Source organism: Maritimibacter sp. UBA3975 (assembly GCF_002384975.1).
Classification (GTDB): Bacteria; Pseudomonadota; Alphaproteobacteria; order Rhodobacterales; family Rhodobacteraceae; genus Maritimibacter.
The window spans coordinates 447,300-470,738 of record NZ_DGCP01000011.1 but is presented as its reverse complement, the minus strand read 5'-3'; the positions used below and the strand labels follow the sequence as shown (position 1 = coordinate 470,738).

At 64.9% G+C, this 23,439-nt stretch carries 30 protein-coding genes; 8 read left to right on the top strand and 22 right to left on the bottom strand.

From position 1 onward, the window contains the following. Positions 1 to 3 precede the first annotated feature (3 nt). The 4 genes from flgK to dapB all read right to left on the bottom strand — a co-directional run bounded on the left by flgK (position 4) and on the right by dapB (position 4,634). The gene (gene flgK, locus B2585_RS13155) at positions 4 to 1,461 is read right to left on the bottom strand and encodes a flagellar hook-associated protein FlgK (RefSeq protein WP_292023801.1); all 1,458 of its coding nucleotides are present in this window, start codon (positions 1,459 to 1,461) and stop codon (positions 4 to 6) included. A gap of 31 nt (positions 1,462 to 1,492) precedes the next feature. Then, positions 1,493 to 2,809: a flagellar hook protein FlgE gene (locus B2585_RS13150; protein ID WP_292023799.1), complete on the bottom strand. Its 1,317-nt coding sequence runs from the start codon at positions 2,807 to 2,809 to the stop codon at positions 1,493 to 1,495. A 94-nt stretch (positions 2,810 to 2,903) separates the two neighbouring features. After that, complete coding sequence (locus tag B2585_RS13145; RefSeq protein ID WP_292023797.1) at positions 2,904 to 3,749, bottom strand: flagellar motor protein MotB; 846 nt, start codon at positions 3,747 to 3,749, stop codon at positions 2,904 to 2,906. A 99-nt stretch (positions 3,750 to 3,848) separates the two neighbouring features. Further along, a complete protein-coding gene (gene dapB, locus B2585_RS13140; RefSeq protein ID WP_292023796.1) occupies positions 3,849 to 4,634 on the bottom strand; it encodes a 4-hydroxy-tetrahydrodipicolinate reductase in 786 nt (261 codons plus the stop codon). Positions 4,635 to 4,740: 106 nt separating this feature from the next. On the opposite strand from dapB, the gene B2585_RS13135 reads away from it, so the two are divergent. Further along, a complete protein-coding gene (locus tag B2585_RS13135; RefSeq protein ID WP_292023793.1) occupies positions 4,741 to 5,205 on the top strand; it encodes a DUF2059 domain-containing protein in 465 nt (154 codons plus the stop codon). On the opposite strand, the gene B2585_RS13130 is transcribed toward B2585_RS13135, so the two are convergent. Beyond that, on the bottom strand, positions 5,192 to 6,301 hold the full coding sequence (locus tag B2585_RS13130; protein ID WP_292023791.1) for a THUMP domain-containing class I SAM-dependent RNA methyltransferase: 1,110 nt from the start codon (positions 6,299 to 6,301) through the stop codon (positions 5,192 to 5,194). The genes B2585_RS13135 and B2585_RS13130 overlap by 14 nt on opposite strands. A 98-nt stretch (positions 6,302 to 6,399) precedes the next feature. On the opposite strand from B2585_RS13130, the gene B2585_RS13125 reads away from it, so the two are divergent. Beyond that, positions 6,400 to 6,762, top strand: a complete 363-nt coding sequence (locus B2585_RS13125; RefSeq protein WP_292023789.1) for an STAS/SEC14 domain-containing protein — start codon at positions 6,400 to 6,402, stop codon at positions 6,760 to 6,762. On the opposite strand, the gene B2585_RS13120 is transcribed toward B2585_RS13125, so the two are convergent. From B2585_RS13120 to B2585_RS13110, 3 genes are all read right to left on the bottom strand, one after another. Next, positions 6,759 to 7,229, bottom strand: coding sequence for a GNAT family N-acetyltransferase (locus B2585_RS13120; RefSeq protein ID WP_292023787.1), 471 nt, complete (start codon positions 7,227 to 7,229; stop codon positions 6,759 to 6,761). The genes B2585_RS13125 and B2585_RS13120 overlap by 4 nt on opposite strands. A 49-nt stretch (positions 7,230 to 7,278) precedes the next feature. Then, positions 7,279 to 7,869, bottom strand: coding sequence for a LysE family translocator (locus tag B2585_RS13115; protein ID WP_292023785.1), 591 nt, complete (start codon positions 7,867 to 7,869; stop codon positions 7,279 to 7,281). A gap of 105 nt (positions 7,870 to 7,974) precedes the next feature. Next, positions 7,975 to 8,628: a peroxiredoxin gene (locus B2585_RS13110; protein ID WP_292023783.1), complete on the bottom strand. Its 654-nt coding sequence runs from the start codon at positions 8,626 to 8,628 to the stop codon at positions 7,975 to 7,977. 210 nt (positions 8,629 to 8,838) lie between these two features. Between B2585_RS13110 and B2585_RS13105 the strand changes: the two genes are divergently transcribed. Both B2585_RS13105 and B2585_RS13100 read left to right on the top strand, forming a co-directional pair. Then, complete coding sequence (locus B2585_RS13105; protein ID WP_292023781.1) at positions 8,839 to 10,287, top strand: aldehyde dehydrogenase family protein; 1,449 nt, start codon at positions 8,839 to 8,841, stop codon at positions 10,285 to 10,287. Positions 10,288 to 10,393: 106 nt separating this feature from the next. Beyond that, positions 10,394 to 10,813 (top strand): hypothetical protein, encoded by a 420-nt coding sequence (locus B2585_RS13100; RefSeq protein ID WP_292023779.1) that lies wholly within the window; start codon positions 10,394 to 10,396, stop codon positions 10,811 to 10,813. Positions 10,814 to 10,816: 3 nt separating this feature from the next. On the opposite strand, the gene B2585_RS13095 is transcribed toward B2585_RS13100, so the two are convergent. The 3 genes from B2585_RS13095 to B2585_RS13085 are packed head-to-tail and all read right to left on the bottom strand — an operon-like array spanning position 10,817 to position 12,702. Beyond that, complete coding sequence (locus B2585_RS13095) at positions 10,817 to 11,146, bottom strand: DUF1491 family protein (RefSeq protein WP_292023777.1); 330 nt, start codon at positions 11,144 to 11,146, stop codon at positions 10,817 to 10,819. Next, complete coding sequence (era, locus tag B2585_RS13090; RefSeq protein ID WP_292023775.1) at positions 11,143 to 12,051, bottom strand: GTPase Era; 909 nt, start codon at positions 12,049 to 12,051, stop codon at positions 11,143 to 11,145. The genes B2585_RS13095 and era overlap by 4 nt, the downstream gene beginning before the upstream one ends. Positions 12,052 to 12,084: 33 nt before the next feature. Next, positions 12,085 to 12,702 carry a TetR/AcrR family transcriptional regulator gene (locus B2585_RS13085; RefSeq protein ID WP_292023773.1) on the bottom strand — a complete coding sequence of 206 codons (618 nt, stop codon included), beginning with the start codon at positions 12,700 to 12,702 and terminating at the stop codon, positions 12,085 to 12,087. A 76-nt stretch (positions 12,703 to 12,778) separates the two neighbouring features. On the opposite strand from B2585_RS13085, the gene B2585_RS13080 reads away from it, so the two are divergent. Both B2585_RS13080 and B2585_RS13075 read left to right on the top strand, forming a co-directional pair. Continuing rightward, the gene (locus tag B2585_RS13080) at positions 12,779 to 13,288 is read left to right on the top strand and encodes a GFA family protein (protein WP_292023771.1); all 510 of its coding nucleotides are present in this window, start codon (positions 12,779 to 12,781) and stop codon (positions 13,286 to 13,288) included. Further along, on the top strand, positions 13,285 to 13,578 hold the full coding sequence (locus B2585_RS13075; RefSeq protein WP_292023770.1) for a DUF6958 family protein: 294 nt from the start codon (positions 13,285 to 13,287) through the stop codon (positions 13,576 to 13,578). The genes B2585_RS13080 and B2585_RS13075 overlap by 4 nt, the downstream gene beginning before the upstream one ends. Here B2585_RS13075 and B2585_RS13070 read toward each other — a convergent pair. Continuing rightward, positions 13,575 to 14,009, bottom strand: coding sequence for a group III truncated hemoglobin (locus tag B2585_RS13070; RefSeq protein ID WP_292023768.1), 435 nt, complete (start codon positions 14,007 to 14,009; stop codon positions 13,575 to 13,577). The two genes, B2585_RS13075 and B2585_RS13070, sit on opposite strands and share 4 nt — an antisense overlap. Next, positions 14,006 to 14,881, bottom strand: coding sequence for a DMT family transporter (locus tag B2585_RS13065; protein WP_292023766.1), 876 nt, complete (start codon positions 14,879 to 14,881; stop codon positions 14,006 to 14,008). Before B2585_RS13065 ends, B2585_RS13070 begins: the two co-directional genes overlap by 4 nt. 242 nt (positions 14,882 to 15,123) lie before the next feature. Between B2585_RS13065 and B2585_RS13060 the strand changes: the two genes are divergently transcribed. Beyond that, on the top strand, positions 15,124 to 15,696 hold the full coding sequence (locus B2585_RS13060) for a thermonuclease family protein (RefSeq protein ID WP_292023765.1): 573 nt from the start codon (positions 15,124 to 15,126) through the stop codon (positions 15,694 to 15,696). Here B2585_RS13060 and rnc read toward each other — a convergent pair. From rnc to B2585_RS13040, 4 genes are read right to left on the bottom strand one after another with little or no spacing between them, the layout of a single operon-like run. After that, the gene (gene rnc, locus B2585_RS13055; RefSeq protein ID WP_292023763.1) at positions 15,693 to 16,373 is read right to left on the bottom strand and encodes a ribonuclease III; all 681 of its coding nucleotides are present in this window, start codon (positions 16,371 to 16,373) and stop codon (positions 15,693 to 15,695) included. The genes B2585_RS13060 and rnc overlap by 4 nt on opposite strands. After that, positions 16,370 to 17,149: a signal peptidase I gene (lepB, locus tag B2585_RS13050; protein WP_292023761.1), complete on the bottom strand. Its 780-nt coding sequence runs from the start codon at positions 17,147 to 17,149 to the stop codon at positions 16,370 to 16,372. The genes rnc and lepB overlap by 4 nt, the downstream gene beginning before the upstream one ends. A 54-nt stretch (positions 17,150 to 17,203) precedes the next feature. After that, a complete protein-coding gene (gene acpS / locus B2585_RS13045) occupies positions 17,204 to 17,605 on the bottom strand; it encodes a holo-ACP synthase (RefSeq protein WP_292023759.1) in 402 nt (133 codons plus the stop codon). 30 nt (positions 17,606 to 17,635) lie between these two features. Further along, complete coding sequence (locus B2585_RS13040) at positions 17,636 to 17,776, bottom strand: hypothetical protein (protein WP_292023757.1); 141 nt, start codon at positions 17,774 to 17,776, stop codon at positions 17,636 to 17,638. Between the two features lie 89 nt (positions 17,777 to 17,865). Here B2585_RS13040 and B2585_RS13035 point away from each other — a divergent pair, with 89 nt between their 5' ends. Next, positions 17,866 to 18,762, top strand: a complete 897-nt coding sequence (locus B2585_RS13035) for a LysR substrate-binding domain-containing protein (RefSeq protein WP_292023754.1) — start codon at positions 17,866 to 17,868, stop codon at positions 18,760 to 18,762. Between the two features lie 61 nt (positions 18,763 to 18,823). Here the strand turns inward: B2585_RS13035 and B2585_RS13030 are convergent, their stop codons facing one another. From B2585_RS13030 to B2585_RS13010, 5 genes are read right to left on the bottom strand one after another with little or no spacing between them, the layout of a single operon-like run. Then, positions 18,824 to 19,285, bottom strand: coding sequence for a hypothetical protein (locus B2585_RS13030; RefSeq protein WP_292023752.1), 462 nt, complete (start codon positions 19,283 to 19,285; stop codon positions 18,824 to 18,826). Further along, positions 19,282 to 19,908: a LysE family translocator gene (locus B2585_RS13025; protein WP_292023750.1), complete on the bottom strand. Its 627-nt coding sequence runs from the start codon at positions 19,906 to 19,908 to the stop codon at positions 19,282 to 19,284. The genes B2585_RS13030 and B2585_RS13025 overlap by 4 nt, the downstream gene beginning before the upstream one ends. Then, positions 19,905 to 20,648: a pyridoxine 5'-phosphate synthase gene (locus tag B2585_RS13020; protein WP_292023748.1), complete on the bottom strand. Its 744-nt coding sequence runs from the start codon at positions 20,646 to 20,648 to the stop codon at positions 19,905 to 19,907. Before B2585_RS13020 ends, B2585_RS13025 begins: the two co-directional genes overlap by 4 nt. Beyond that, positions 20,645 to 21,289, bottom strand: coding sequence for a DUF2062 domain-containing protein (locus B2585_RS13015; RefSeq protein WP_292023746.1), 645 nt, complete (start codon positions 21,287 to 21,289; stop codon positions 20,645 to 20,647). Before B2585_RS13015 ends, B2585_RS13020 begins: the two co-directional genes overlap by 4 nt. Before the next feature lie 20 nt (positions 21,290 to 21,309). Continuing rightward, positions 21,310 to 23,433 carry a RelA/SpoT family protein gene (locus tag B2585_RS13010; protein ID WP_292023744.1) on the bottom strand — a complete coding sequence of 708 codons (2,124 nt, stop codon included), beginning with the start codon at positions 23,431 to 23,433 and terminating at the stop codon, positions 21,310 to 21,312. Positions 23,434 to 23,439: the final 6 nt, after the last annotated feature.

Sequence of the window (23,439 nt, the reverse complement as noted above, 5' to 3'; positions counted from 1 at the left end):
GGGTCAAAGCCTCATCAGTGTATCGAGGAGGTCGCTTACCGTCTGGATGACCTTTGCATTTGCGGCATAGGCCTGTTCAATCTGCATGAGCTTCTGCATTTCCTGATCGGTATCGACGCCATTCGCGAGTTCCTGTGTTTTCAGGGCGTCCGCCTCGGCGGCCTTGTATGAAAGTGACCCTTCGATCTGGGTGTGTTCGGCATAGGTGAGCGACAGGAGATCAGCGGCGAGGCCGGAGGCTGACCGTGAGGCGCCGAGGAAATCGCCTGATGCCGGGACGCGGCCCGTGGTGAAGGCGTCAGCCAGGTTGCGGATCAGTGCCGAATTGCCGACATCGCCGGGTGCCGTGGCGCCAAGGCCGTCGCGGATGCGCCAGAGCGCGCCGCCCTCGCTCGGATCCACCGCCGCGTTGACCGCGATGCGGCCGGACAGGCCCAGTTCGTCGGTTGTAACGAACGGGTCGCCGTCGTCGGTGAACAGGCCGGGATCGCCGGTCGTGCGAGTCGGATCGACGCCGGCGTCTGCGAAGCGTTCGAGAACGTCCCGGGCCACGGCGTCGAGTCGGGTCTGGGCGGTTACGGCGAGGTCGTCGCGGACTTTGAACAGGGCCTGGAGCGACCCGCCCTTGATCGGGCTGTGCGGTGCGGCGACATCGATGTCTTTTCCGTTGATCGTCAGGCCCGACAGAGCACCGCTCGCCTTGGTCATTTCGGGCACGATTACACCCACAGTCTCGTATCCGACCGTGGCCGCGCGGCCGTCGAGGAGGATTGCGCCCCCGGTCGTGAACAGCGCGACGGTCCCGTGGTCCCGTTCGACCTGCCGCATCGGGACGATCCCTGAGATGTCGTCGATGGTCTGCTGCCGAATGTCCATGAGCGAGGAGGCATCCTGCCCGCGGGCCGAGGCTTCCTTGATCTTGTAGTTGAGTTCCTGCACGCGGACGAGGCCGTCGTTCAGGTTCTGCACCGTCAGGCCGAGCTCCTGATCGGCACTCATCCGCAGCTCCTGAACGCGGTCGGAGGACGTATTGAGATGTGTGGCGATCGTCTTGCCCGCGGCGAGGACGGCAGAAAGACGCGCCTCGCTGTCGGGGCGGGAGGCGGCTTCGATCAAGGCGGTTTCCAGCCTGTCCATCGCTCCCGATAGGGAGCCAGCCTCATCCGGGGTGCCGAGGACGCGCTCCAGTTGGTCGTAGAATTTCGACAGGGCCGTGTCGTGGCCGACCGCCGCATCCGCGAGGCGACGGTTCTGCACGGTGACCATATCGACATCGCGCCGGACGCCCACGACTCCGACCCCGGCGGGGGCCCCGCCCATGTAGCGAGGGGTGAGGAGGAGGTCCCGGCGCGCATAGCCTTCGGTCGTCGCGTTGGCGACGTTGGAGGATACGAGTTCCGCGGCGCGCGATTGCGCGGTGAGGCCCGAGAGCGCGTTGGCGAGCGATCCAGAGATGCTCATGTCATGTCTCCTTCAGGTCCCCACCCGATGCTTATCGTTTGATATTCGTCGTCTCCTGCAGCATTTCGTCGACGGTCTGGATGACCTTGGCATTCGACGAATAGGCGCGTTGCGTCTGGATCAGGTTTGTCAGTTCGCCGGCCACGTCCGTGGTCGACCCTTCGCGGGTGAACCCGATGAGTTCGCCTGTCGGGCCGTCACCCGCATCCCACAGGAAGAAAGAGCCCGACTGCGGCGAGACCTGGTAAGTCTGGTTCGAGTGCGAAATCAGCCCGTTCGGGTTCGGCACGTCCACAAGCGGCACTTGATAGATCGTGCGTGTGAAACCCGTGTCGTAGGTCGCGGTGATGAAGCCGTTCACGTCGATTTCCACCGACGTCAGATTGCCGACCGGCGAGCCGTCCTTGGTAATCGACACCGGGGCGAAGCTGTCGGACAGCTGCGTCAGGCCGTTCGGGTCGCCGATCCGCCCGATGGTGAGTTCAAGCGGTCCGCCGGCGACGGTCAGGTCGATGGTCCCCTCGGTCCCGTCGTAGGCGCCGCCAGAGACGACGGAAACGCTTGCGAGTGTGCCGCCATTGGCGCGGCTGTCGTCAAATTCGAGCGTGTACTGACCGATCACCGCCCCGTTGGAGGCGCTGTCGCGGATGGTCATGGTCCAGAGGTTCGAAGGCGGGTCGCCGAGCGTGGTCGGCACCGTGGGTGAAAAGTCCACGTCGAGGGATTCCGACGTGCCCAAGTTGCCGAAATACTCGATCGAGAGCGGGAGCGTATCGCCCGCGGCGCCGTATTCAGTATTCGTGGCCGGCAGGTTCACCCCGAGGTTCATGCGCGTGGTCGGGTCGCCCGCCTGCTGGTTCACCTGAACCACGACGGGTTCCAGTGCCGTGACGGTGTCGCGCGGGAAGGTGCCGACCTGGCCGTCCGCATCGGCGGGCCAGCCCAAGAGCACCAGTCCGGTCTCGGTCTTGAGCACGCCCTCTTCGTCGGTGCGGAATGACCCTGTCGTCGTGGTGAGCATCGGGCGGTCTTCGCCGGAATACTCAAGATAGGCTTCCTGTGTCACCGGGAGCATCCCGCGACCGGAGATCGCCACGTCCAGCGGATTGGACGTCGAGATCAGCGGGCCGTTTTCGTCGATCAAACGCTGGGTCGTGGCCCGCACACCGCCGGCGGAATAGGTGCCGGCCCCGGCCACACCGCCTATGACGAGGCTTTCGAAGTCGGCCGTCGCACGCTTGTACCCGAAGGTCGCGGAGTTCGCGATATTGTCGGAGATCGTGGACAGACGCGTGGCGTTCGCGTTCAGCCCGGCGACGCCGGCACTCAGCGATGAGGAGATTGTCATGGTGCGCCTTTCTGATGCAGCCTTATCGCCCACCGTCCTAATGGCGGGGCACTTAAGGGCGCCTTAACGGCTAAAATGCGCAGGGTTTTTCCGGTCATCTTTTTGTTCTGAGCAGGATCAGTTCGATCCGGTTGTTGCGCAGCGCCATTGGGTTGCGCGCCGCCGGTTGCCGGTCGGCGTGGCCGGTGACCCGTTGGACCCGCCGGGGCGACAGGCCTTCGTCACCAAGCAGTTGCCGGATGCGGTCTGCGCGCGCGTTCGACATTTCCCACACCGTGTTTTGCGCGAGGACGATCGGTTCGGCGCGGGTGTGCCCCTCGATGGCCACACCGTTGGTCACGAGATCAAAGACCTTGGCCATGACCCCGACGAGTTCGACCATCACCGCAGTCGGCTGGGCCGTGCCCGCGTCGAACAGCGGCTCACCGTCGATATCGAACAGTTCGATCACAAGCCCTTCGTCGGTCAGTTCCGTGACGATGTGGCGTTGCAGGAGATCGGAGGCCATGCTTTCGCCGGAGCGGCCCGTCAGCACCTCTTCGATCTCTTCGAGGGCGCGGGCTTCAGCGGCCTCGTCAATCTCGTTGCCATCGCCTGCACCGCCGTCCGGCGCTTCGGAATTGGCATCCTGCGCCGGGCTTGGAAGGCCGCCCTGGCCGGTCTGGGCAAGGCTTTCCTCGGTGAAGACGCTGTCGCCGCCGAAGGCGTCCTGACCGCCGCCGGAGACCCGGTTCACCGGGATCGTCGGGCTGAAGTAGTCCGCGATTCCCTTGCGTTGCTTTTCCGTTGTCGCATTGAGCAGCCACATCAACATGAAGAAAGCCATCATGGCCGTGACGAAGTCGGCATATGCCACCTTCCACGCCCCGCCGTGGTGACCTTCGCCACCACTTTTCTTGACCTTCTTGATGATGATGGGCGCGTTTGCTTGCGCGCTCATACCACCACACCTCTGTATTCACCCGGGAATGGGTGTAGCGCCCCGTGGGTTAAGGTGCGGTTTACGGATGGCGGGGTCTTCCGGTTTCTTGGTGCAAGGTTAACGCGATGGCTGGAGAAGGTTGTCCAGCCCGCGCAACAGGCCCGTGATCTCCATCACCTTTTCGGCGGCGAGGAGGGTGCCGGGGACGAGGATGTCTGCGGAGTGGCTGTCGGCGTCGTGGGTGATCGTGAGGCGGGAGTTTCCGCTCGCGAAGGTGCTCGTCACCGTGGCGGAGTAGCTTGGCATCCGGATGGAGTGGACCTGCACGCCGTTCACAGTGCCGCCGCGCAGGCCCGGTTCGCCTTTCACGGTGGCCGGGTCGACTTCATACGCCGGTTTCTTCACATCGCCCATGCGCTCGGCCAGTTCACGGGCCGTGCCGGTGGGGGCGTCGGTCTTTTTCGGGCGCGAGTAGTCGATGATCTCGAACCAGTCGAGGTATTCGGCCGCCATCAGCGAGAACCGCGTCATGAGCGCCGCGGTGAGGGAGAAGTTGCCAGAGGCCACGACCCCGACGCCTGCCTTGCGCGCGGCCGCGTCGACCTCGGCATACTCGGCGGCGGTGAGGCCGGAGGTGCCCACCACGACCCGGCGACCCGCCGCGATGGTCCGGAGCGTGTGGTCGAGGATGACGTCCGGGTGGGTATAGTCGATCAGAACGTCGAACTCCGCCTGTTCCAAAGCCTCGGCCACTGTCGCGTAACAGGGGGCGCCGTGGACCGTCTTCCCCGCGCTGGAGCGCGCCACGCAGGCCATCAGATCGAAGCGGTCGTCTGCGGCCAGCGCGGCGGCGATCGTCGAGCCGGAAAGGCCGGTGGCTCCGGCCATGCAAATGCGAACCATGTGTCCCTCCTGTGCCGGTCGCAGACTGCGACGACGTGGGCAGGGCCGCAACCCTTGGCGGCGGCGGACCGGCGCGCCACAGTGGGGCAGGACCAAGGAGACCCCGATGCGACTCGCCGCTGCCCTTATGCTTGCCCTCGTGACCGCAGCACTTCCGGCCCGTGCGCAGGACGTGCGTGCTCTGGCCGAAACCTATGCGGACCTGCCTGAAGTGCAGGCGATGTGGGACGATGTGTTCTCGCCCCTGTGGCTGTCGAACCAGTTTCGCCTCGGGGTGCCTCCTGAAGTGGAAATCAGCAACGACCAGCTTGACCGGATCGGCGTTCTGCTCGCCGATCAGATGGAGGGGCTGCGCCCGCAGATGCGTGCGATGATGGTCGAGACGATGGCCGGGGCCTTCTCGGCCGACGAGATCGCGGCGCTTGTCGCGTTTTACCAGTCGAAACATGGCGCGGCGGTAATGGCCAAGATGCCCGGCTTCACGACGCGCTATTCGGCCGCACTTGCCCCGATGATACAGGCCGCGCAACAGTCGGTTCTGCCGCAGATCTCCGCAATCATGGCGGAGTGAGCGAGGCCTGATAGAGCTTTACCTTGATCCCGCCGTTGTCGATGACGGGACCTGAGGTCAGGTCGAAGCCGGTCGCGTTGGCCAGCGCCCCGTCCGAGGTCACGATGCCCAGACGCCAGCCCCGAAACCGCTCGACCATGACGCGTCCAAGGGTGCCATAGAGCGCATAGAGCTGCCCCTTGTTGCCGATCCGTGCGCCGTAGGGCGGGTTCAGGATGACGAGGCCGGGCGGGCCGTCGGGCGCGGTCAGTTCCGAGAGCGGCTGGCAGGCGAAGGAGCACAGATCGCCGACGCCGGCGGCCTCGGCATTGCGCCGCGCGCCGTCAATCGCGCCCTGATCCCGGTCGTAACCATAAAAGCGCTGGGCAGGCACCGGACCGGACCCCGAGCGCACGAGAGTTGCGAAGGCATCGGGGTCAAAGGTCGCGAGTTTTTCGAAAGCGAAGGCCCGGTCGCGGCCCGGTTGCAGGTCGGCGGCAATCTCGGCGGCTTCGAGAAGGAAGGTGCCGGAGCCGCACATCGGATCGACCACCGTTTCGCGTCCGTCGTATCCGCAGCCGCGCAGGAGCAGCGATGCGAGCGTTTCGCGGATTGGGGCCTTGCCGGTGGCGATCTTGTGGCCGCGCTTGTGCAGGCTCTCGCCCGAGGTGTCGACGCTGATCGTGACGAGGTTGTTGTCGATCCGGGCCTTGATCGTTACCTCGGCCTCCGGGCTGATCGGCGCGTCCATCACCGTGTTCACGGCGCGCTCGATCCGCTCGGCGGCGGCGCCGGCGTGGTAGATCCTCGACTTCTTGTTCGTGGACACTTCGACGCGGACAGGAACATGCGGTTCCAGCGTCGTGCGCCACGGAAACTTGTGCGCGCGCTTGTCGAGCTGGGCGAGGTGGAAGGCCGGGAAGCTGCCCAGACGCACGAGGATGCGTGTCGCACCGCGCAGTTCGAGGTTTGCGCGCCAGACCTCGGCCCAGTCGCCCTTGAGCGTGATGCCGCCCGGTTCGGGTTTGCCGCGCTTGAAGCCGAGGGCCGCGCATTCCTGCGCGAGTTGCGGCTCCAGCCCCGGCGGGCAGACGGCGAAGAAATCGAGGTCGGTCATGAGGATGCAGTATGCCATCGCGCGGGCGAAGGGAAATGCCCTGTCTCGGGATGAACCGGCTTGGGCAGGTTTGCGTTGTCCGAAGGAAGGAGGGCGACATGATCGAGATCGAGAAAACCGGAAACACGCTGACCTTTCATCTGATCGACACGGTGACCGCCGAGGATGTCAACGCGCTGAAGTCGGCCGTGCAGACGTCGTTCGAGGACGCGGACGAGATCGGACTGGTGGCGGACCTCATTCGGTGGTCCGATGTCACGGGCGACGCGATCGAGGCGGACATGGGTCTGGAGTTGAAGCTCTTGGGCAAGCTCGGCCGGATCGGGCGCATCGCTTTCGTCGCGGATAAGGCATGGGTGCGGGCGATGGTTAATGCCGTGGGCCCGTGGATGCCCGGCACGACACTGCGCGTCTTTGCCGCCGGGGAGGTGGGCGAAGCTGTAAAATGGGCGGATGGCTAGCCGGTCGTGTCCAGCCGGAACTTGCGAAATGTCTCTCCCGCATAGGTGACCGGGGAAAGCTCCTCGGCACCGAGACGATGGAGAGCGGCGAGCCGGGTGCGGCTTGGTGGAAGCAGGAACGTGACATAAGGGATGCGCAGGTCCTGCACCGCTCGGGCGAGGCAGGCGCGGGCGATCCGTTGGCCCGCGCCGAAGTGATCCGGGCTAAGGACCAGCCCGAAATCCCACTCATCCCCCTCCTTCTGGAACCCGCCCCAGCCAAGGTAGTCGCCATCGTGAACGAAGGCCCAATGGCCCAACCCGTCGCGCTGCCATGTGGCCTCTTTCGCCTCGATGAAGGCATGGGTCGCGGCGTCGTCCCACGTCGCGGGCAGGAGCGGCATGTGGGCGCGCAGGCGCGGGTCGCGCATGTGGGCGGTGATGCGGTCCGGGTCGACCTCGGTCAGGCGCAGGAAGGAAAGCGGCATGAGGTGACCATTGCGGGCGCGCGGCTGTCTGTCCAGCGGCGACGCGTTCTCAGGGCAGGGCCATCCAGACCGCGACGCCGGCGAGCAGGAGGCCGAAGGCGATGTTCAGGCGTCGCCCGCTCACCGGGTCGCGGAACCGGCGCAGGAGGAGGTCGCCCGCGAGCGTCCATGTGGTGAAGGCCGCGAGGTTGTTCAGCGTGAAAAGCGTGGCGATCATCGCGCCGCCGCCGTAGGCCGCGAAGGGTGCCATGAACTGTGACAGCATCAGCAGGATGATGACATAGGCCTTGGGATTGAGAAGCAGCAGCACCGCGCCGTCCCGAAAGCCTGCGGGTTGAGGCGCGACCTCTGCCCGCGTGTGCCCCGACCGCAGGAAGCCATAGGCGAGCCAGAGCATGTAGGCACATCCGCCCCAACGCAGTCCGGAGAGCCATGCCGGACGATCCGCGAGCGCGGCCGCCAGCCCCGCGGCCAGACCGACCGTCACGAGCCATGTGGCAAGATGGTATCCCGCCGACAGACCCAGCGTCGCCCGAAGGCCGAAGCGCGCGCCGTTGGCTGCGAAGAACACGTTGCCCGGACCTGGGGACCAGGCGAGGGGAAGGAGAAAGGCGAGCAGGGCCAGAACGAGATCGGTCATGACGAAAACCATGACCCGGCCGGGCGGGCAGCCGCGACCCGAACCCTGCGCAAAGAAAAAGCCCCGGCGCTGGGCCGGGGCTTTTCCGTGTCAGGCGGCCTTGGCTCAGGCCGGATCCTTGATCGTGCGCAGGTAGGGCAGCTTCATGTCCACCTCGCCGTACTTGGCTTTGGCGTCGTCATCCGACACCGAGAGCGCCACGATCACGTCGTCGCCGGGCACCCAGTTGGCGGGTGTGGCGAGCGGTGCGCCGTCGGTTTTCATCACGCCGTCCAGCGCGCGCAGCACTTCGGCGAAGTTCCGGCCCACCGACATCGGGTAGGTCATCGTGAGGCGCAGTTTCTTGTCCGGCCCGATGATGAAGACCGAGCGCACGGTCGCGCTGTCGGCGGGCGTGCGGCCATCGGGGAGGTAGGCATCGGCGGGCAGCATGTCGAAGGCTTTCGCCATTTCGAGCCCGTCATCGGCCACGATCGGGAAACCGGCCTTTGCGCCGCCGATCTTTTCGATGTCGCCTTTCCACTTCTTGTGGTCCTCGACGCCGTCGACCGAAATGCCGAGCACCTTCACGCCGCGCTTGTCCCATTCGTCGGCCAGCTGGGCGACCGCGCCGAACTCGGTGGTGCAAACCGGTGTGAAGTCTTTCGGGTGCGAGAACAGGATGGCGTAGCTGTCGCCGATCCAGTCGTGCAGGGTGATCTCGCCCTGATCGGTCGTGACGGTCAGGTTCGGAATCTCATCGTTGATGCGCAGGCCCATGTCGGTACTCCTCTCTGCAATATCCGTTCTGGTTCACACTTAAGTAATCCGCGTTTCGCTTGAAGAGGTTGTGGCAGATTGTCCGTCCTGAATCGAGCCGTTTCGCGGGTTGTTGTCCCGCAGGCCATGACGCAGCGACAGAACCGGGCTGGCTTGCTCCTTTCGCGGGGCGGTGACAGAGTGCGCGCAAACCTGAAACGGGAGGCTTTCATGCTCGAGAAACGTGACTTCTACATCAATGGCGAATGGGTGGCCCCGGCGGCCCCGCGCGACCATGAGGTGATCGATCCTTCGACCGAAGAGGCCTGTGCGGTCATTTCGCTCGGTGGCGAAGAGGATGTGAACAAGGCCGTCGCGGCGGCCAAGGCGGCGTTCCCCGGCTGGATGGCCACGCCGGTCGAGGAGCGTATCGCGCTGATCGAGAAGTTCATGGAGATCTACAAGTCGCGTTCTGAAGACGTGGCCCAGGCGATCACGATGGAAATGGGCGCGCCGCTCGACCTGTCGCGCAGCGCGCAATGGGGTGCCGGCTATGCGCACACCAAGGCCTTCGTGAAGGCCGCCAAGGCGTTCGACTGGATCAAGCCGCTGGGCGAGCACGCGCCGGACACGATGATCGTGCACGAGCCCGTGGGCGTCTGCGCACTGATCACGCCTTGGAACTGGCCGATGAACCAGATCAGCCTCAAGGTGATCGCAGCGGCCATCGCGGGCAACACGATGGTTCTCAAGCCGTCCGAGGAAAGCCCGCTCGACGCGATGATCTTTGCCGAGTGCCTCCACGAGGCCGGGTTGCCCAAGGGCGTCTTCAACCTCGTGAACGGTGACGGTGCGGTGACCGGCAGCGCCATGACCGCGCATCCGGACGTGGACATGGTGAGCTTCACCGGCTCCACCCGCGCGGGCATCGCGATTTCGCAAAGCGCGGCGCAGTCGCTCAAAAAGGTGCATCTGGAGCTTGGCGGCAAGGGGGCGAACATCGTCTTTGCCGATGCCGACGAAAAGGCCGTGAAGCGCGGCGTCATGCAGATGATGAACAACACCGGGCAGAGCTGTAACGCGCCCTCACGGATGCTCGTCCAGCGCGAGATCTATGACCAGGCGGTCGAGACGGCGGCGGCGGCAGCCGAAAAGGTCGCGGTGGGTGATCCGCACGAAGGGGGGCGCCACATCGGGCCCGTGGTGAACGAGGCTCAGTGGAACAAGATCCAGGGCCTGATCAAGACCGGCATCGACGAAGGCGCGCGGCTCATCGCAGGGGGTCTGGGGCGCCCTGACGGGATGAACCGGGGTTATTTCGTGAAGCCCACCGTCTTTGCCGATGTCACCAATGACATGACCATCGCGCGCGAGGAAATCTTCGGTCCGGTGCTGACGATGATCCCGTTCGAGACCGAGGACGAGGCGGTCGAGATCGCCAACGACACGGTCTATGGCCTCACCAACTACGTCCAGACGCAGGACGGTGCGAAGGCGAACCGCGTGGCGCTGCGCCTGCGCTCCGGCATGGTCGAGATGAACGGCACCCCGCGCGGGGCGGGCGCGCCCTTTGGCGGAATGAAGCAGTCGGGCAACGGGCGCGAGGCCGGTGTCTGGGGCATCGAGGACTTCACCGAAGTGAAGGCGATCGGCGGCTGGGCAGTCGACGCCGCGGAATGAGGCACGCTCCGGGGCGCTCAGGCGCCCCGGACGCTCACAAAAATCTTGCGCGCGATAATGAACTTTCCATGTTAGGTTTGGAGCGCTCGCAGCGAGAGGCCTCACGGTGTCCTATGCCATAAAGATCGTGCCGGAGCGGCGCACCGCGTTCTTCCGTTTCAGCGGAGAAGTGGATGCGCGCGAAGCCCGGCAGGCCTTTCTGGACTATATCCGTTCGCCCGGTTTCGACCCGACTCATACGATGGTGACCGATGCCCGTGACGTGACCGAAATGCGGATACGGTTCGGTGAAGTGGTCGCCGGCGTGATCGGTCTCATGCGCGCGCTCACGGTCTTCAAGGAGCCGGTGCGGAGCATCATCCTTGTCTCCGACGCGGACTCTTATGTCCGGGTGCGCCTTCTCGATCAGGTGCTCGAAACGGCGAGCAACATCCGGGTCGAGGTCGTGCGCGATGAAGGGGAGGCACTGACAAAGGCCGGTCACGCGGGCGAATCGCTGGCGACATTGATGCGCGGCGCGGCCTGAGCCTCAGTCGAGGCCGGGTTCGTCGAGCATGTGACGGCCCCGCGCGTCCTCGACTTCGATCACCCAGAGATCCGGGTCGAATCCACGTTGTTTGGCGATGCTGGCGTCAACGGCTGCCTCGTCCCCCTCGGCCAGGGTCATCCAGGTCCGCGCGCCAGTCATCAGGTCGACGGACCGCTGGAACGCCTGCGCCTGGCCGTCCATCGTGGCGAGCTTGACGAGAACGGCCCCGGCGGTCGCATCCCCCCTGGCGACGACGTAGGTAGATATGCCTTCGGCCTGAAGCCGGGTGAGATAGGCGGAGACCCAGATGCCGGTCGCGAGCCGGCTCATGTATTCCCGTCTTTGAAGTTCAGCCCCATCTCGGAATAGCGCGCGGATTCCTCAAGCCAGTTGGGCCGGACCTTCACCTGCAGGAAGAGGTGGATCTTGCGTCCGAGAAACTCTTCGAGCTCAGCGCGGGCCGACTGGCTGACGGCTTTGATCGTCTCGCCCTTCTTGCCCAGAATGATGCCCTTGTGGCCGTCGCGGGCGACATAGACGATCTGATCGACGCGGGCCGATCCGTCCTGACGCTCTTCCCAGTGCTCCGTCTCGACCGTGAGCTGGTAGGGCAATTCCTGATGCAGCCGGAGCGTGAGCTTCTCGCGCGTCATTTCTGCGGCGATCATGCGCATCGGCAGATCGGCGATCTGATCCTCGGGGTACAGCCACGGGCTCTCGGGCATCCGTTCGGCGAGCCATTTGCGAAGGTCGGCGACGCCATACCCCTTTTCCGCCGAGATCATGAAAGTCTCGGTGAAGTCGAAGCGCGCGTTCATCTCCTGCGTAAGGCCCAGAAGCTCGTCGGATTTCACCTTGTCGATCTTGTTGATCGCGAGCGCGACCGGGCGTTTGCCCACCACATCGGACAAGTTTTCGAGGATCGCCTCGACGCCCTTGGTGATGCCGCGATGCGCCTCGATCAGCAGCACGATGACGTCGGCATCCGCCGCCCCGCCCCAGGCTGCCGCGACCATCGCGCGATCGAGCCGGCGCTTGGGCTGGAACAGCCCGGGCGTGTCCACGAAGACGATCTGGCTGTCTCCTTCGAGGGCGACACCACGGATACGGGCACGCGTCGTCTGGACCTTGTGGGTCACGATCGACACCTTCGCCCCGACGAGATAGTTCGTCAGGGTCGATTTGCCCGCGTTGGGCTCGCCGATGAGGGCGACAAATCCGGCACGTTTGGTCATACGGCTCGCCATAGACCGTTTCCGGGCAGCGCGCTAGGGGGCGTAGGCGGCGAGGAAGACCCGCGTGCATTCTGCGGCATGGGCGCGGCACCAGTCCGGTTCGGGGATGGCGCTATCGCCCATGTGCATGATTTCCGCAGTGGGGCCGCCCATGACCATCCAGTTGAACAGTTTGGCGGCCTCGTGCGGCTGAGACACGACAATGTCACCTTGCGCGCCATACCCTTCCATTGCCTGAGTGAGCCTTTCGAGCGAGGCGCCCGGTCCGGTATCGAACAGGTGACGCCCGAGATCGGGAAAGCGGTTCGCCTCGCCGATCACCAGTCGCCGGAGCGCCATCAGCCGTGGCGTAAGGACGATGGCAAGTTGTTCGCGCGCGTAGTGTTCAAGAAAATCGGCGACGGGCTGTTGCCCAGTGAAGTCGCCGACGCGAGCGCGATGGGCCGCGACCGCGCCCGCCGTCATCGAAGCGATGACGTCGCGAAACAACGCCTCCTTCGAGGGGAAATGGGCATAGACCGTCTGTTTCGACACGCCGGCCGCTTGGGTGACCACGTCCATCGCGGTTCCATGATACCCTTCGGCCAGAAAGACATCCTGCGCCGCAGCGAGGATGCGCTCACGGGATCTGGTGCGGCGCGTTTTGCTCATGGTTCATGTTCTAGACCGGGCTTGCCTGTTAATCAAACAGTACGGTATGGTTTGATTAGGGAATCGGGAGATACCTATGGACGATGCGACCTGCACCTGCGGGACGGTGAAAATCGCCTTGCAGGGCGATCCGATAATGCGTGTGGAGTGCGGCTGTACGTCCTGCCAGACGGCAGGCGCTGCCTTTGGCGGTGTTCTGACGCAGTGGAATACGACGGGCTATGCGTTGGTGCGCAAGGACCGTGCCCTTCTGGACACCGGCAAGGGCCATTTGCGGGCACATCGGCTGACCCCGGACAGTGGAACCCGCCGGGTGGTCGCGACCTGTTGCGGCGCGCCGATGTACCTGGAGTTCGAGAAGGGCCACTGGCTGAGCATCTACGCAGCCCGGTTGCCCGAAGCCGCCCGTGGCCCGGTCGCCTGCCGAACGATGACGAAAGACCTGCCGGAAAGCGTCGTTCTGCCGCAAGACGTGCCGAACCCGAAGACCCATACCCCGGGTTTCATGTTGAAACTCCTTGGCGCGTGGGTCGCGATGGGATTCCGCACACCGAACATCGACTGGGCACAGGAGGCCGCTGGATGAGTGAAGACAAGGTCGAAGTCCGCAATATCAATTCACCTGATCACATCACGCGGGTGGACCGGGTGAAATACGAGGACATGAAACAGGCGCTGATGCAGGTGCTGCCGTCAGAGGCGCCCGGGATCAAGGTGGCCGAGGCGCAGGACGCGCTGAAGCCGCTTCTGGACCAGGCGTTGTTTCCCGGCGGGGCGAAATCCGGCTGGTGGCTGAAATGCGTGCAGCTCGACCTCGAGTTCAAGGGCGAGATCAAGAGGGCAGACAAACCGCCAGTGCGGCTATACCGGGTCTAGCGGAGTTTGGGCGGGCCGGAGTCGGCCTCGCGCTCCAGCACCGACTCAAGTCCCCAGCGCAGGCCGCGACCGATCCGCTCCGCCAGGGCGGACATGCTGGCCGCCTTTTCGGGCGGCAGGACATCGCGGGCGGTCGCGTGGAACGTCTCAAGCCACATCGGGAAATGCTCGGGCCTCACTTCGCCGTTTGTGACATGGGCCTGCATCGGGCTGCCACGATACTCCCGGTCCATCAGGATGGCGTTGCGCCAGAAGCTTGCGATCTTGTCCTCATGCGCGCGCCATTCGGGGCCGTCCTCAGCGGATACGGCGCGCGCGAAGATCGGCCCCAGAACCTCGTGCTTGCGGATACGCGCATAGAAGGCCCGCATGAGCCGGTCGATGTCCGCGCGGTCCATGTCGAAGCGTTGGAGCGGGTTTTGATCTGTCATGGTGCGGGCGCTGCCTTTCTGCCGGATCGCACGAGTGTGAAGATGCCGGTCGCGACGATCAGCGCGCCGCCGATCAGGGTGAGGGCGTCCGGGCGTTCTCCGAATGCCAGATAGGCAATGACGAGCGCCACGAGAAGACGGGTATAGCGAAATGGTGCCACGACCGAGATTTCGCCGGAGCGCATGGCGATCGTGAGCGAGTTGTAGGCGACGGTGCCGAAGACGCCCGCCACGATGACGGCGCCCCATGCCGCGGGCGCCGGGTTGACGGGGAGTCGCGGGTCGAAGGCCCACATGACGAGACCGGCGGCGGTGACGACGATGAAACCCAGGGTGCCGAGTTGGCGCCCGGAGACGTGCGGCGGGCTGGCCCGCGTCGCAAGGTCACGGCCCGCGAAGCCCAGCATCCCGATGACAGGCAGGATCACGAGCGGATCGAACATCGACGGCGTGGGCCGCAGGATCAGCAGGACACCGGCGAAGCCGATCGACATGGCGATCCAGCGGCGCGGCCCGACCTTCTCGCCGAAAAGAAGCGCTGCGCCCAGCGTCACGACCAATGGCGTGGCCTGAAGGATCGTCGAGGTCAGCGAGAGCGAGACGAATGCGAGGGACAGGGTAAAGAACAACCGCCCGATGAGTTCGATGGCGGACCGGATGAGCAGACCGCGTGACAGAAACGCCACCGGGAACACCCGTTCGCCGGCCCGGACCGACAGCGCGGCGCAGATCGCCAGCGCGATGAGGCCGAACAGCGTGAAGGCCATGCCGCGCGGGATCTCGGTAAAGGCGTATTTGAGGAAGGCATCCTCGCCCGCAAAGGCGCACATGGACAGGACCATGAAGAGGGAGCCGCGCAGGTTGGTGGACATGGGAGCCTTCGTCGTCAGGGGCGGGTCGGCCCGTCATAGACCGGCAGGCCGACGGGCGAAAGGCGGGCGCTGCCAAGTGGAGCGCAGGCGCCTGCGCCGGGTTCGCGAGGCAATCCGGCGATCCACGAAGTATTTGCCGAACGAAGCAGCCCACCTTGACCTACTTGCGTGGCGCTTCAATACTCTCGGTATCATTTTTGGGGGCTCTGGTTTTGACTGAGTTTTCGGGTAGTGCCGTTGTATTGAGCGTCATTCTTTTGGGCGTGGTGATTGTTGTCGCCAGAGTCGCCCGCCGCGCGGATCGGGCGCGTGAGAACCGCAAACCGCGCGTCGAAGACTTCGACGAGTTGCAGCCTTTTCGGATCAAGCCGACCGCAACCTCCCGTCCCGGCGTTCCGCCCGTCAAGCCGACTTGCCCGCCGGACACGATCGTCGGGTCCGCTTATGTAATCGACGGTGATACGATCATCATCAAGAATACGCGGATTAGATTGTTTGGGATCGATGCCCCGGAACTGGACCATCCGTATGGAATCAAATCCAAGTGGGCGATGGTCAAGCTGTGCAAGGGCCAGATCGTCAGAGCCATTCCGGACGGATCGATGTCACATGACCGCTGTGTCGCCAAATGCTACCTGCCAGATGGGCGCGATCTTTCGGAAGAGTTGGTCAAGGCGGGCTTGGCAATAGACTGGCCGAAGTTTTCGGGAGGGGTCTACAGGCGTTTTGAGCCCGAAGGCGTGCGCAAGAAGCTCTGGCGGGCACACAATCGCCAGACGGGCAGGCCCGTGCCGCCCCCGAGACCCCGCGCCTAGCTTTCCAACCGGTCGAGAAGCGCCTGTGCAGCGGCCTGTTCGGCGGCGCGTTTGGACGTGGCGCTGGCGCTGGCGGTTTCGCCGTTTTCGAGCCGGGCTTCGATTGTGAAGGTCGGGGCGTGGTCCGGGCCTTCGCGGGCGGTTTCGGTGTAGGCGGGGGGCTGCATCCGGCGGGCCTGCGCCCATTCCTGAAGCGCGGTCTTGGCGTCGCGGGCGTCCTCGTCCACCGTCGCGATCCGGTCGCCCCAGAGGCGGGTGATGACATCGCGCGCCGCCTCGAAACCCGCGTCGAGATAGACGGCGGCGATGACCGCTTCCATCGCATCGCCGAGCAGCGCCTGCTTACGGCGGCCCCCCGACATCATCTCGGACCGGCCCAGTTTGAGCACGGCGCCGAGGTCGACCTGGCGCGCCACGTCGGCACAGGTTTCCTTGCGCACAAGCGCGTTGAAACGGGGGGCCAGTTGGCCCTCGCTCGCCTGATGGTCGGCGGCGAGCATCGCCTCGGCCATCACGAGGCCCAGAACCCGGTCGCCCAGGAACTCAAGCCGCTGGTTGTCGGGGCGGGTGTCCGAAGAGATCGAACCATGCGTCAGCGCCCGGATCAGAAGTTCCGGGTCGGCGAAGTCATGGCCGATCCTCTTGGCGAACGTGTGCAGGTCGGCGGAAAGCTTCATTCGACTTTCTTGAAGAACCGGTCGCCGCGCCACGTCCAGAAATACAACAGGCGCTTGCCTGCGGCCGAGAAGATCACGCGGTCGACGCGGCCCATCAGGTATTCCTCGGACACGAAGCCCACGCCATTGGCGCGCTGGCTCACGCGGCTGTCGGTGGAGTTGTCGCGGTTGTCGCCCATGAAGAAGTAGTGGCCTTCGGGCACAGTGAAGACGTTGGTGTCGTCGAGCCGCCCATCGCCCACGTTGAGGATCGAGTGATCCACGCCGTTTGGCAGCGTTTCGATGTATTTCTCTTTCACACAGGTGCCGCCCTGACCGACGGGACCGTTGGAGCAGAGCGGGAAGGTGCCGAAGCGACCCTGGCTGCGGTAGATCTCCTCGAACGTGCCGTCGGGCACTTGCGTCGCTTCTTCGCCGTTGATCGACAGCACGCCGTCCTGAATCTGGATCTTGTCGCCGGGTTTGCCGATCAGGCGCTTGACGTAATCCGTGCCGAGCGTCGGGTGGCGGAAGACGACCACGTCGCCCATCTCGGGCTCGGAATCCAGGATGCGGCCCGAGATCGGGCACATCGCGAAGGGGCAGGAATACTGGGAGTAGCCGTAGGCCATCTTGTTGACGAAGAGGAAGTCGCCGATCATCAGCGTGTCCTTCATCGAGCCGGTGGGAATCCAGAAAGGCTGAAAGAACAGCGTGCGGAAGACACCTGCGATGAGGAGTGCCCAGACCACCGTCTTGACGGTTTCCATGATCCCGTCTTTTTTCTCTGCCGCCATGTGCCCCTGCCTCCGACTGCTACCCGCGCTACATGGGCGGGTCGGCAGGTCGAGTCAAGCAATCGGGCGGGCTTCGATCAGGACGAAAGCCTGCGCCCAGGGGTGGTCGTCGGTGAGGGTGACATGAACGATGGCCTCATGCCCCTCGGGCGTCATCGAGGCGAGCCGTTCGGCGGCCCAGCCGGTGAGATGCATCACGGGTTGGCCGGTTCCGAGGTTCGAGACCGCCATGTCCTTCCAGCTGATCCCCATGCGCAGGCCCGTGCCCAGTGCCTTGGAACAGGCCTCCTTGGCCGCCCAGCGTTTGGCATAGGTGCCTGCCTCGTCTTTGCGGCGGGCGGCTTTCATCCGCTCGGTGTCGGTGAACACACGGTCGCGGAACCGGTCGCCGTGGCGTTCCAGCACGCCGGCGATCCGGTCGATGTTCGCAAGGTCCGTTCCGATGCCGAGGATCATGCCTCGGGTTCGCCCGTGGGCGCGGCGGCGTCAAGAGGGTTTGCGCGGGCGGGGCAAGTCGGCCAGCGCGGCGGGCGGCAGGTCGTGCAGCGCTGGATGGTCGAGCGGGTCCGGCGGTTGCGCGCGACGGATCGGGGTGGTGCGCAGGAGGGCGGGGAGAAGGTAGGGCATGGTTGTGTTCCTTTCGGTTGGGAACATCATGCATATGGCTGCGCCATAAAAACATGGAGATGACCTCCACTATCGTTTAGATTTATTGAATGGAGAAACTCGATCATGTCCACCTGTCCGGCCTGCGCGCCGTCGAAGCTGTCGGGCGCCTCGGATCTCTGGCGCGCGCAGCGGGAGAGCTTGGCGTTTCCATCGGCGCGGTCAGCCAGCGTATCGCCAAGGCCGAGGCGGCGCTGGATGTCGTTTTGTTCACGCGCGGACGGTCGGGGATGACGCCGACCGCTGCAGGGGCGGCGATGCTGGGGCCGCTCTCAGCGGGTTTCGCGCAGTTGTCGGCGGCGGTCGGGGAAGCGACGCGGGACCGGCGCGATACGCTTGTCGTATCCGTCGCGCCGATCTTTGCGGCACGGTGGCTGGTCTGGCGCCTGCCGCGGTTCTCCGAGCGCCATCCGGAGGTGAAGGTGCGGATCGACAGTTCCGTGGGACTGGTGGACCCGAACACCTCGGATGTGGACTTGTGTTTGCGGATCGGGACCGGGCCTTATGCCGGGGTGCGGGCGGAAAAGCTGTTCGACCATCGCGTCATGCCGGTCTGTTCGCCGGACATGGCCGCGCGGCTGACCACGCCTGAAGACCTCGCGAACGTGCCGATCGTGCGCGATGTGAACACGACGATTTCCTGGGAAACCTGGCTCGCGCCCGAGGGGTTGAGCGCGGGTATTCTGGGCCCCGGACCGGAGTTTTCGGATGGGAGCCTTTGTTTTGATGCCGCCGCTGGGGGCGCGGGCGTTTTCCTCGCGTGGGAGACGCTCGACCTGCACGCCCTCGCGTCAGGCCGGGTCGTTGCACCGTTCGCGCGGCGTGAGCCGACCGGGCAGAGTTACTGGCTCGTCTCGGCCAAGGATCGGAGCATCGGACCCGCGCAACGCTACTTCATTCGCTGGATGAAAGAGGAACTTGCGGCGGATGGGATCGAGCTGGCCTGACCGACTACCCGTCCGTTCGTGCTTACCTCGGAACACCCGGCACCCGGGGGGTCAGGTTCCCTCAGTCGCGCGTCAGCGTGAGGCGGGGAGAGATGGCTCCGGTCGCCTGATTCAGGGAAAACCGCAGCAGGGCCGGTTGCCCTTCCACCGCGTCGGATGCCACGAAGACCTTGACCGGGACGGTGAACATGAGCCCGACGGACGGATCATAGCCCGCCTCCAGAGCATCGAAATCCATGCCTCCGAAACCGCTCGTCTCAGGGAAGGTGATGACGCGGCACTGGCGAAAGCCGATCTCGTCGCGAGGCGGCGACAGGACAAGCAGGAAGAAGCCGCCGAAGGCCGGTTCGCCCACGTCGAGTTTCGCCAGTCGCACGTCGCCGTTCGCGAAAGTGCGGGAGTTCGCTTCCCACGGTTCCGCGACGGACTGCGCGCTGGCTCGCCAGTCGCAGTCGCCAACCGCCACTTGTGCGGCAGCGGGGGCAACGGTGAGGCACAGGGCGGCGAGGGCGAGACGGATCATGTGAACCTCATGGTCAGGATGCTGATGGCCGCGCCGCCGAACAGCGCGGCGAAAAGGCCGTCGAACACGCGTTGGAGGCGAAGGTAGACCATGGCCGCCCGGCGCGTCGAGAACAGGAGCGCGTAGGCGAAGACCACGGTCGTCGAGGTTGCGATACAGGCAAGCCCCACGGTGAGCAGATCGCGCCCCGGCGCGTCCGGCGAAACGATGACCGCGAACAGCGATCCCCAGAAAAAGATCGCCTTGGGGTTCGTCAGGTGGACCGTAGCGCCCTTGAGCCAGCCCTTGCGGAAGCTGATGCCGGCGCGCGTGGGTTCCAACTCACGCGTCTTCGCGCGCAACGCGGCGCGGGCGGACCGGAAGGCGAGGTAAAGCAGGTAGGCGGCCCCCAGATAACGCAGGATGTCGATGGTCCACGCATGGGCCATCATCAGTGCGCCGAGGCCGAGGCCCGCAGCCGTCGCCCAAGTCACCGAGCCTGTAATGATGCCCGAGGCGACGCCGAGTGCTGCGCGGCGACCGGAGCCCAGGGCCGTCGAAATGAGCGTGAGGTTCGCAGGGCCGGGGGAGGCTACGGCGACGGCCCAGATCGCGAGGATCGGGAGGAGCTCACCGATGGTCACGCCCTTGCGTCGTCCATGAGCCGGCGCATTTCTGCAATGCTTTCGGGAAGCCCGCGAAAGATCGCCTCGCCGATCAGGAAATGCCCGATGTTGAGCTCCATCACCTCGGGAAAGGACGCGACCGGCTGCACCGTGTCGTAGGTCAGCCCGTGACCGGCGTGGACCTCGAGCCCCAGCGAATGGGCGAAGTGCGCCATGTCGCGCAGGCGTTCGAGCTCCGCGTCACGTTCCTCGAATTTTTCTTCGGCGTGGAAATCGCAATAGGCGCCGGTGTGCAGTTCGACGACCGCCGCGCCGATGCGGTTCGCGGCCTCGATCTGGGCACGGTCGGCGGCGATGAAAATCGACACGCGGCAACCCGCATCGGCCAGAGGTGCGATGAAATGGGCAAGGCGGTTTTCGTCCTTCGCGACCTCGAGCCCACCCTCGGTCGTGCGCTCCTCACGCTTTTCCGGAACGATACAGACCGCGTGCGGTTTGTGTTGCAGGGCGATGGCCTGCATCTCATCCGTCGCGGCCATTTCGAAGTTGAGCGGGACCGACAGCTCTTCGACCAGTCGTTCGATGTCGTCGTCGCCTATGTGACGCCGGTCTTCGCGCAGGTGGGCGGTGATGCCGTCGGCCCCTGCCTCTTCGGCAAGTCTGGCCGCGCGCACGGGGTCGGGGTAGGCCGAACCGCGTGCATTGCGCACCGTGGCCACATGGTCGATGTTCACGCCGAGGCGCAGCTTGCCGGTCATGTATCGCCCTCCTTGCGGGTCCGGGTCCGCTCCGCCATGCGCTTTTCGTAGCGCTTGCGAAGCTGTTTCACACGACGTTTCTGATACGCGGTGATGACGGGGCGGGACAAGCCGTAGGCGATGAAGGCCGCGCCGAGACCGGGAAGCAGGCCGCCCACGAGATAGGGCAGGAAAACCCGGTCGAAGAACAGGCCCAGCCCGTCCCAATGCGCGGTGCGCCATGTGAAGGCCGACAGGACGTTGTGCCAGATCTCGCCCGAGGCATTGGCGAAAGCGTCGACCACCTGCGGCAGGCGCATATCCCCCACGGGGTTCCCGAGAATACGGTTGCCCAGCCGCATGCTCATCCCCGCGATGAAGGGAAAGGTGATCGGGTTGCCCACGAAGGTTGCGAGCACGGCGGCGAGCAGGTTGCCCCGTACGACCCATGCGAGGAATGCGGCGGTCAGGAAATGCAGGCCGAAGAGGGGTGTGAAGCTCACCAACACGCCCGCCGCGATCCCGCGTGAAATCCGGTGGGCGGGGTCGGGCAGGCGGCGCAGGCGATAAATGACGTAACGAGTCGCGCGATACCAGCCGCCACGCGGGTAGAAGAATTCCAGCACCGTGCGGAGGTAGGAGCGCGGCTTGCGTTTGAACATCGCTCGGCCCCCCCTTTCCCTTATGGTGCGCGGCTCAGGTCGCGGTGCCTGCGAATCTCGGCCACATCCGTCTCGGCTTCGAGGACGAGCATGACGGCGTGCAGGTGTTCCACGTCCCGCAGGTCGGCATCGACGTAGATACGGAAGTAATCGGGCTTTCGGTCAACGAAGTGAAGGTCAGAAATATTGGCCTTCTGCTCACCGATCAATGTGCAGATTCGCCCCAACACGCCGGGACCGTTCGCAATGACGATATCGAGCGTGACCGAGTGGATCGCCGGATGCTGGCCGGAGTGCCAGTGGACGTCCACCCAGCGCGAGCTGTCTCCGTCCAGCGCCTCGAGTGCGAGGCAGTCGATGGAATGCACGACGACGCCCTTGCCGCGATAGGTGATGCCGACGATGCGCTCGCCCGGCACCGGCTGGCAGCATTTGGCGATGGTGAAGCTCTGGCCGGGTTCGAGGCCGATCACCGCGCGGTCGGGGTCGATCTTGCTGCCGCTGTCCTGCGCGTTGGGATAGAGGATGGCGACCACGTCGCGTGCGGCGAGGTCGGCGGAGCCCAGACGGGCGAGGAGTTCCTCGGCGCTGCCAAGGCTCAATTGCCGCGCGGCGGTGGAGAGCGCCTTGTCGGTGGCCTTGCGCCCGACATGATCGAAGGCGACGCGGGCGAGTTCGCGCCCGAGCTTGATGTAGCGCTCCCGGTCTTCTTCGCGCAGGCGGCGGCGGATGGCGGACTTGGCCCGCCCCGTCACGACGATGTCGAGCCAGGTGCCCTGCGGTGACTGGCCTTCGGCCGTGATGATCTCGACCGACTGCCCGTTCTTGATCCGGGTCCAGAGCGGCACGCGGATGTTGTCGACGCGCGCGCCCACGCAGCTGTCGCCGATCCGGGTGTGGATCGCATAGGCGAAGTCGAGCGGTGTTGCCCCGCGTGGCAGTTTCACCACTTCGCCCTTGGGCGTGAAGCAGAACACCTGATCCTGATACATCTCGAGTTTGACGTTCTCGAGAAATTCGTCGTGATCCTCGGCGTTCTCGAACCGCTCCGTAAGGGTCGCGATCCATTTCGCGGGGTCGACCGCAAAGGGGTTCTCGGCCCGCACCCCGTCGCGGTAGGACCAGTGGGCGGCGACGCCGGCTTCGGCCACTTCGTGCATCTGGCGAGTGCGGATCTGGATCTCCACCCGCTTTCCGTCGCGGCCCGATACGGTCGTGTGGATCGAGCGGTAGCCGTTGGATTTCGGCTGGCTGATGTAGTCCTTGAAGCGCCCCGGCACCGCACGCCACCGCTGGTGGACCGCGCCCAGAACGGAATAACAGTCCGCCTCGCTCCTGGTGATGACCCGGAACCCGTAGGTGTCGGAGAGGCGCGAGAACGACTGGTCCTTCTCCTGCATCTTGCGCCAGATCGAATAGGGCTTTTTGGCGCGGCCAAAGACCTCGGCCTCGATCCCGACGCGGTCGAGTTCCTTGATGATGTCCTTCGTGATCTTTTCGATCACGTCGCCCGATTCCTTTTGCAGGTGGACGAAGCGCCGGATGATCGACGCGCGGGCATCGGGATTGAGGACGTGGAAGGCGAGGTCTTCGAGTTCCTCGCGCATCCACTGCATCCCCATCCTGCCAGCGAGCGGCGCAAAGATGTCCATCGTTTCGCGGCTTTTCTGCACCTGCTTGTCGAGCCGCATAGCGCGGATCGTGCGCATGTTGTGCAGACGGTCGGCGAGCTTGACGAGAATCACCCGCAGATCCTTGGACATTGCCATGAACAGCTTGCGGAAGTTCTCGGCCTGCTTGGTCTCGGTGGAGGAAAGCTGGAGATTGGTCAGCTTGGTGACGCCATCCACAAGCTCGGCCACGTCGGCCCCGAATTGCTCGGACACCTCCTTGTAGGTCGACCCGGTGTCTTCAATCGTGTCGTGCAGAAGCGCGGTGATGATCGTGGCGTCGTCGAGCTTCTGCTCGGCGAGGATATGGGCCACGGCGACCGGATGCGTGAAATACGGCTCGCCGGAGTGGCGCAGCTGGCCGTCATGCATGCGCCGCCCATATTCGAAGGCGGCGCGAATGAGGTCCGAATTGCTTTTAGGGTTGTAGGCGCGGACCTGCGCGACAAGCTCTTCGGGGTTCAGCTCGGCCATGCAGGT